General features: G+C 66.1%; 3 protein-coding genes and 1 pseudogene. 3 read left to right on the forward strand and 1 reads right to left on the reverse strand.

Annotation, left to right across the window (positions count from 1 at the left end; genetic code table 11):
* Nucleotides 1–326 (reverse strand): neutral zinc metallopeptidase (locus LI94_RS20845; RefSeq protein WP_046302428.1); only part of this gene is annotated, 326 nt, incomplete at its 3' end.
* A gap of 497 nt (nucleotides 327–823) precedes the next feature.
* Here LI94_RS20845 and LI94_RS20850 point away from each other — a divergent pair.
* The 3 genes and pseudogenes from LI94_RS20850 to LI94_RS22750 form a co-directional block, all read left to right on the forward strand.
* On the forward strand, nucleotides 824–1,123 hold the full coding sequence (locus LI94_RS20850) for a PE family protein (protein WP_046302427.1): 300 nt from the start codon (nucleotides 824–826) through the stop codon (nucleotides 1,121–1,123).
* Nucleotides 1,124–1,137: 14 nt separating this feature from the next.
* Complete coding sequence (locus LI94_RS20855; protein ID WP_024443333.1) at nucleotides 1,138–2,340, forward strand: PPE family protein; 1,203 nt, start codon at nucleotides 1,138–1,140, stop codon at nucleotides 2,338–2,340.
* A gap of 81 nt (nucleotides 2,341–2,421) precedes the next feature.
* A pseudogene (locus LI94_RS22750) lies at nucleotides 2,422–2,511 on the forward strand (WXG100 family type VII secretion target); the annotation flags it as partial.

A 2,511-nucleotide genomic window follows, 5' to 3' on the forward strand; every position in this document is an offset into this window, starting at 1 on the left:
GATGTGTATAAGAGACAGCGCGTGTACCCACGCAGCAGGTCCGACCACACCGCGTCCACCGAGTTGGCCGTGGCGACCACCCGGCATTGCACGTATTTATTGGCGTCCTTGCCGGTGCGGCATTTGTCGAGGTCGAAGCCCGGTGACGTGTACTGGCCGCGGTCCACGGGCTGCTGGCTGAGCACCTCACCGGGATCGGCCCCCAACAGCAGCGCCACGACCAGGATCACCAGCCCGGCGACGCCGCCGCCGATCGCGATCCCACGACCGCCGCCGCCTGATGAGGTGGTGCTGGTGTCGATCTGCATACCCTCGTTGAAGGTCATCGCACGCTCCGTGGAGTTGTCCGTAGTTGGATGGTGGCCAGCCGACCGAGTGGGGCACCCTAGCTTCGCATACCGGCACCCGCCCCCAGGCCCGGTTTAGCGCGGTTGCACCTGTTGAATCCCGCGCCTTGGCTAAGTGAATACAGCTTTGTCTGACCAGATCCCAAAGCTTTACTGAATGTTTGTAGCGGCGCTGTACCCCGAGGTCGAGCCGGTGTTACGTTCTGCATCCGGCCGCAATGGGACGCTTCCCGCGACGGCCGCCGCAGCTACCTGCCCCAAGGATCCAAGAGAGGTCGTCTGCTCGGTGAACGCTTCAACTCGTGTCTCCAGGACCCCGTGGTGCGCTGGCCACGCGTTGTTGTTCGCCTCGGGCGCCCCAGCTTTATCAGACCGTTATTACAACTGTCCGCTAGAGTGACGTACGTCAAGTATTGACGCAGACTTCGAGTATCAAACACTTCCCCGAGACGCTTGCACGACCCCCAGGAGGAACAATGTCGTTCGTAACCGCGCAGCCAGAGGTTCTGACGGCGGCCGCCGGAAGCCTTTCCGGAATCGGCGACTCGATGACCGCGGGGGTCACCGCCGCTGCTGCTCCCACCACCGGTGTGATCGCGCCTGCCGCCGACCTGGTGTCGGCCATTACTGCTGCACAGTTCTCGGCGCACGGATCCCTGTTCCAGGAAGTCAGCGCGCAGGCGGCGTTGGTGCACCAGCAGATCGCGGCCACTTTGGGTAGCAACGCCAACGCTTACGACGTCACTGAGGCTGTAAACGCCACGGCAGCTGGCTGAAGCGGGGGGCCTCGATGAGTTTCAGTATCTTTCCGCCCGAGATCAACTCCGGGCTTATCTATACCGGCCCCGGCTCGAGTCCGTTGCTCGAGGCCGCGGCAGCGTGGACTCAGCTGTCGAGCGAGTTGATGACCTCGGCCACCGCGACCCACTCGGTGATCGCCAATCTGGACTCGACGTGGACGGGAGCCGGTTCGGCTGTCGCGACAGCCTCGACCGCCCCCTACGTGGCATGGCTGGAGCAAGCCGCGGTCACCGCTGCCAACAACGCTGCCCTGGCAACTCAGGCCGCCGCGCTGTTCGAGGCGGCGCGGGCCGCGTCGGTGCCGCCCGCGGTGATCGCCGCCAACCGCGCGATGCTGCTGGCGCTGATCTCGACCAACTTCTTTGGCCAGAACACTCCGCTGATCCAGGCCACCGAGCACCAGTATGAAGTGATGTGGGCGACCGACGGCGCCGCGATGGACACGTACAGCGGGTCTGCGGAGGCCAATAACAACGCGCTGCAACAGGTGTCGAACCCGCCGCAGGCTGCGCAGGCGACGACCCAGGGGACACCGGGATCGGCTGAGGGCGGTCCCACCCCCGGCACCGGCACCGGTGTACCGACCACGCCCGGCTACGACTTTGCCACCGTCGGTGGACTGCTCGACGCGGTCGGTCTCCCGTCGACGATGCTCGGCGCCAAGGCGGGGGCCACGACGATCAGCTCAGTGATGTCACCCATCAGCTATGGGTCTATGCCCCTGATGATGTTGGTGCGTTTCCTGCCGATGCTGATGCAGTTCGCCCGGATGGGCGGTGCGGCCGGTGCCACGGGGGCGTTGGCAGGGCAGACGGCCGCCGGGGGCGCCGGCACCCTGATGACTCAGATCGGCGACTTCGTCAACGACAAGCTGCAGGGCGCGGTCGGCGTGCTCGCGGGCCACTTCAGCTCGGCCACCAACGCGATCTCCGCCAAGCTCGGCCAGGCCGCCTCGATGGGCGCGCTGAAGGTGCCGGGAGCGTGGTCGATGGCCGCCGACGGTATGGTCCGTGCCGCCCCGGTGCTGCCCGCCACTACGGTCAGCGCCCCCATCCAGACCATGTCGGCAGGCTCCGGGCTGCCCGGCGGCCCCTTCGGCCACGCCATGATGGGCGCGATGGCCGGACGTGGCATGGGCGCGATGGCCGCCAAGGCACCCAAGGTTATGCCCCGTTCGCCGGCCGGCGGGTAGCGGAAGGGGCCTGAACACACACGTGTCTGCCGGGTCGGCGCCCGGCTACCACAACGAATTCCGAGCAAGAGAGAGAAAATCATGGCAACACGTTTTATGACTGATCCGGACGCGATGCGTTCGATGGCGGGCCGTTTTGATGTGCACGCGCAGACGGTGGAGGACGAGGCG

Origin of the sequence: Mycobacterium sp. UM_Kg27, assembly GCF_000972905.1 — a bacterium.
Lineage (GTDB): Bacteria > Actinomycetota > Actinomycetes > Mycobacteriales > Mycobacteriaceae > Mycobacterium.

Coding starts and splice junctions, on each gene's coding strand:
- LI94_RS20850 (WP_046302427.1), top strand. CDS start 824: ATGTCGTTCGTAACCGCGCAGCCAGAGGTTCTGACGGCGGCCGCCGGA.
- LI94_RS20855 (WP_024443333.1), top strand. CDS start 1,138: ATGAGTTTCAGTATCTTTCCGCCCGAGATCAACTCCGGGCTTATCTAT.